Source organism: Streptomyces solicavernae (genome assembly GCF_029968095.1).
Lineage (GTDB): Bacteria > Actinomycetota > Actinomycetes > Streptomycetales > Streptomycetaceae > Streptomyces > Streptomyces solicavernae.
This window is the reverse complement of sequence record NZ_JASCIR010000075.1, coordinates 1-3,434: the sequence shown is the minus strand read 5'-3', so window position 1 is coordinate 3,434 and position 3,434 is coordinate 1. Positions and strand designations below refer to the sequence as shown.

At 66.2% G+C, this 3,434-nt stretch carries 2 protein-coding genes; both read left to right on the top strand.

Going from position 1 to position 3,434, the window contains the following annotated elements:
• Positions 1–131: 131 nt before the first annotated feature.
• The gene (locus QIS99_RS31900) at positions 132–740 is read left to right on the top strand and encodes a CDP-alcohol phosphatidyltransferase family protein (protein ID WP_282517249.1); all 609 of its coding nucleotides are present in this window, start codon (positions 132–134) and stop codon (positions 738–740) included.
• A gap of 108 nt (positions 741–848) precedes the next feature.
• Positions 849–3,344: a mannose-1-phosphate guanyltransferase gene (locus tag QIS99_RS31895; protein ID WP_282517248.1), complete on the top strand. Its 2,496-nt coding sequence runs from the start codon at positions 849–851 to the stop codon at positions 3,342–3,344.
• Positions 3,345–3,434: the final 90 nt, after the last annotated feature.

Below are 3,434 nucleotides of genomic sequence, written 5' to 3'. Positions count from 1 at the left end.
AAATGTTGGGGAAGCCCCGCACCTGATGGTGCGGGGCTTTCCTGTTTTCCGGACCCCTCTGCAGGCCGTTTCACGCGCGGACGGTAAAGTCATGGGGCATCGTTGGCACGTTCCCCACAGGAGGCCCCCGGGTGGAGGTCCAGGAGACCCGCGTACAGACCGACCGGGTCCTCACCATCCCGAACATCCTCAGCATGGCGCGCCTGGTCGGCGTGCCCCTTTTCCTGTGGTTGATCCTCAGGCCGGTTTTCGGGGGGCCGAATAGCGACCACTGGGCATTGCTGGTTCTCATGCTCAGCGGTATCAGTGACTATTTGGACGGCAAGCTGGCCCGTCGCTGGAATCAGATCAGCAACCTCGGGCGCCTGCTCGACCCCGCTGCCGACCGGCTTTACATTCTTTCCACGCTGCTCGGACTGACCTGGCGGGAGATTCTGCCGATCTGGCTGACAGCACTCCTGCTTGCACGTGAACTGCTGTTGCTCGTGATGGTGGGGATCCTCCGCCGGCACGGCTATCCGCCGCCGCAGGTGAACTTCCTCGGCAAGGCCGCGACGTTCAACCTCATGTACGCCTTCCCCTTGTTGCTTCTCAGCGACGGAACCGGGTGGCTCTCCTCGCTTGCTGCTATTTTCGGATGGGCGTTCGCCGGATGGGGTACAACGCTGTACTGGTGGGCAGGGATCCTCTACGTGGTCCAGGTCCGTCGACTGGTGAGGGCGGACTCCAAGGCCGATTGAGCCTGTCGATTCTGCGGCCGTAGACCCGGTTGCGGTCCGCGTCTGAGGCGGGCCAGCCCGGACGGGCTAAGTCGGCACAGTCGTCTCTTCGAGGAGGACGCTTCCGACATGAAAGCCGTCGTGATGGCCGGCGGCGAAGGCACTCGTCTTCGCCCCATGACCTCAAGCATGCCCAAGCCGCTCCTGCCGGTGGCGAATCGGCCCATCATGGAGCATGTGCTGAGGCTGCTCAAACGGCATGGGCTCAGCGAAACCGTCGTCACCGTTCAGTTCCTTGCCTCGCTCGTCAGGAACTATTTCGGTGACGGAGAAGAGCTCGGGATGGAGCTCACCTATGCCAACGAGGAGAAGCCACTAGGCACTGCGGGGAGCGTCAAGAACGCCGAGGAAGCCCTCAAGGACGATGCGTTTCTGGTCATCTCGGGCGATGCGCTGACGGACTTCGACCTCACCGAACTCATCAATTTCCACAAGGAAAAGGGTGCCCTGGTCACCGTCTGCCTGACCCGGGTTCCCAATCCGTTGGAGTTCGGAATCACCATCGTGGACGAGGACGGCAAGGTCGAGCGCTTCCTGGAGAAGCCCACCTGGGGGCAGGTCTTTTCGGACACCGTGAACACCGGCATCTATGTGATGGAGCCGGAGGTCTTCGACTACGTACAGCCCGATGTGCCCGTCGACTGGTCCGGTGATGTCTTCCCACAGCTGATGAAGGACGGCAAGCCCATCTACGGCTTCGTGGCCGAGGGGTACTGGGAAGACGTCGGCACCCACGAGAGCTATGTGAAAGCCCAGGCCGACGTCCTCGAAGGGAAGGTCGAAGTAGAGCTCGACGGATTCGAGATCTCGCCCGGCGTATGGGTCGCCGAAGGGGCCGAAGTGCATCCCGACGCCGTACTGCGCGGGCCGCTCTACATCGGGGACTACGCGAAGGTCGAAGCCGACGTAGAAATTCGCGAGCACACCGTCGTCGGGTCCAATGTCATCGTCAAACGCGGGGCCTTCCTGCACAAGACGGTGGTGCACGACAATGTGTACATCGGGCAGCAGTGCAATCTGCGTGGCTGCGTCATCGGCAAGAACACAGACGTCATGCGGGCCGCCCGCATCGAGGACGGCGCCGTCATCGGCGATGAGTGCCTGATCGGCGAGGAATCCATCGTCCAGGGCAACGTCCGCGTCTACCCGTTCAAGACGATCGAGGCCGGCGCGTTCGTCAACACCTCGGTGATCTGGGAATCCCGCGGCCAGGCCCATCTGTTCGGGGCCCGTGGGGTGTCCGGAATTCTCAACGTCGAGATCACGCCGGAGCTCGCGGTCCGGCTGGCCGGCGCCTATGCGACGACGTTGAAGAAGGGCGCCACCGTCACCACGGCCCGTGACCATTCACGCGGTGCCCGGGCGTTGAAACGTGCGGTGATCTCGGCATTGCAGGCCAGTGCCATCGACGTACGCGATCTGGAGAATGTGCCGTTGCCGGTGGCGCGGCAGCAGACCGCTCGGGGAAGTGCCGGCGGGATCATGATTCGTACGACTCCTGGAGTGCCCGATTCGGTCGACATCATGTTCTTCGACGGGCGTGGGGCGGATCTGTCGCAAGCCAGTCAGCGGAAGCTGGACCGGGTCTATGCGCGGCAGGAGTACCGGCGTGCGTTTCCCGGCGAGATCGGGGATCTGCGCTTTCCGGCCAGTGTGTACGACTCGTACACCGGGTCGTTGCTGCGGAACGTCGATACGAGCGGGATCCCGGAATCCGGGCTCAAAGTCGTGGTCGACGCGTCCCACGGAAGCGCCGGACTCGTACTGCCCAGCCTCCTGGGGCGGCTGGGTGTCGACGCGCTGACCGTGAACCCGGGGCTCGACGAGGCGCGGCCGACCGAGTCCATCGAGGCGCGGCGGGCCGGGCTCGTGCGGCTCGGGGAGATCGTGGCGTCCGCGCAGGCCGCGTTCGGGGTGCGTTTCGACCCGGTTGGTGAGCGTTTGTCCCTGGTTGACGAGAAGGGGCGGATCATCGAGGACGACCGGGCGCTGCTCGTCCTGCTCGACCTGGTGGCCGCCGAGCGGCGCAGTGGACGGGTGGCGCTTCCCGTGACGACGACGCGGATCGCCGAGCAGGTCGCCGCCTACCACGGCACCCAGGTGGAGTGGACGACCACGTCGCCGGACGATCTGACGCGGGTCGGCCGGGACGACGGCACGATCTTCGGTGGTGACGGCCGCGGCGGGTTCATCGTCCCGGAGTTCAGCAGCGTCTTCGACGGTACGGCGGCGTTCGTACGGCTCATCGGCCTGGTGGCGCGTACGCAGCTCACGCTGAGCCAGATCGATGCGCGGATTCCGCGGGCGCATGTGCTGAAGCGTGACGTGCCCACCCCGTGGGCGGTGAAGGGGCTCGTGATGCGGCGGGTCGTCGAGGAGGCGGGCGAGCGGTCCGTGGACACGACCGACGGCGTGCGGGTCGTGGAGGCCGACGGGCGCTGGGTGATGGTGCTGCCCGACCCGGCCGAGGCCGTCACCCATCTGTGGGCCGAGGGGCAGGACGACACCTCGGCTCAGCATCTGCTCGACACCTGGTCAGCCGTGGTGGAGAGCGCCGGGCGCTGAGCGGGCGGGGGGGGGGGGGGGGGGCGGGCCCCCCCCCCCCCGCGGGGGGGGGGGGGGGGGGGGGTGCGGGGGGGGGGCGGGGGGGGGGGG

Bases quoted from the DNA above. Each gene is read 5' to 3' on its own strand.
- QIS99_RS31895 (WP_282517248.1), top strand. From the start codon at position 849: ATGAAAGCCGTCGTGATGGCCGGCGGCGAAGGCACTCGTCTTCGCCCC.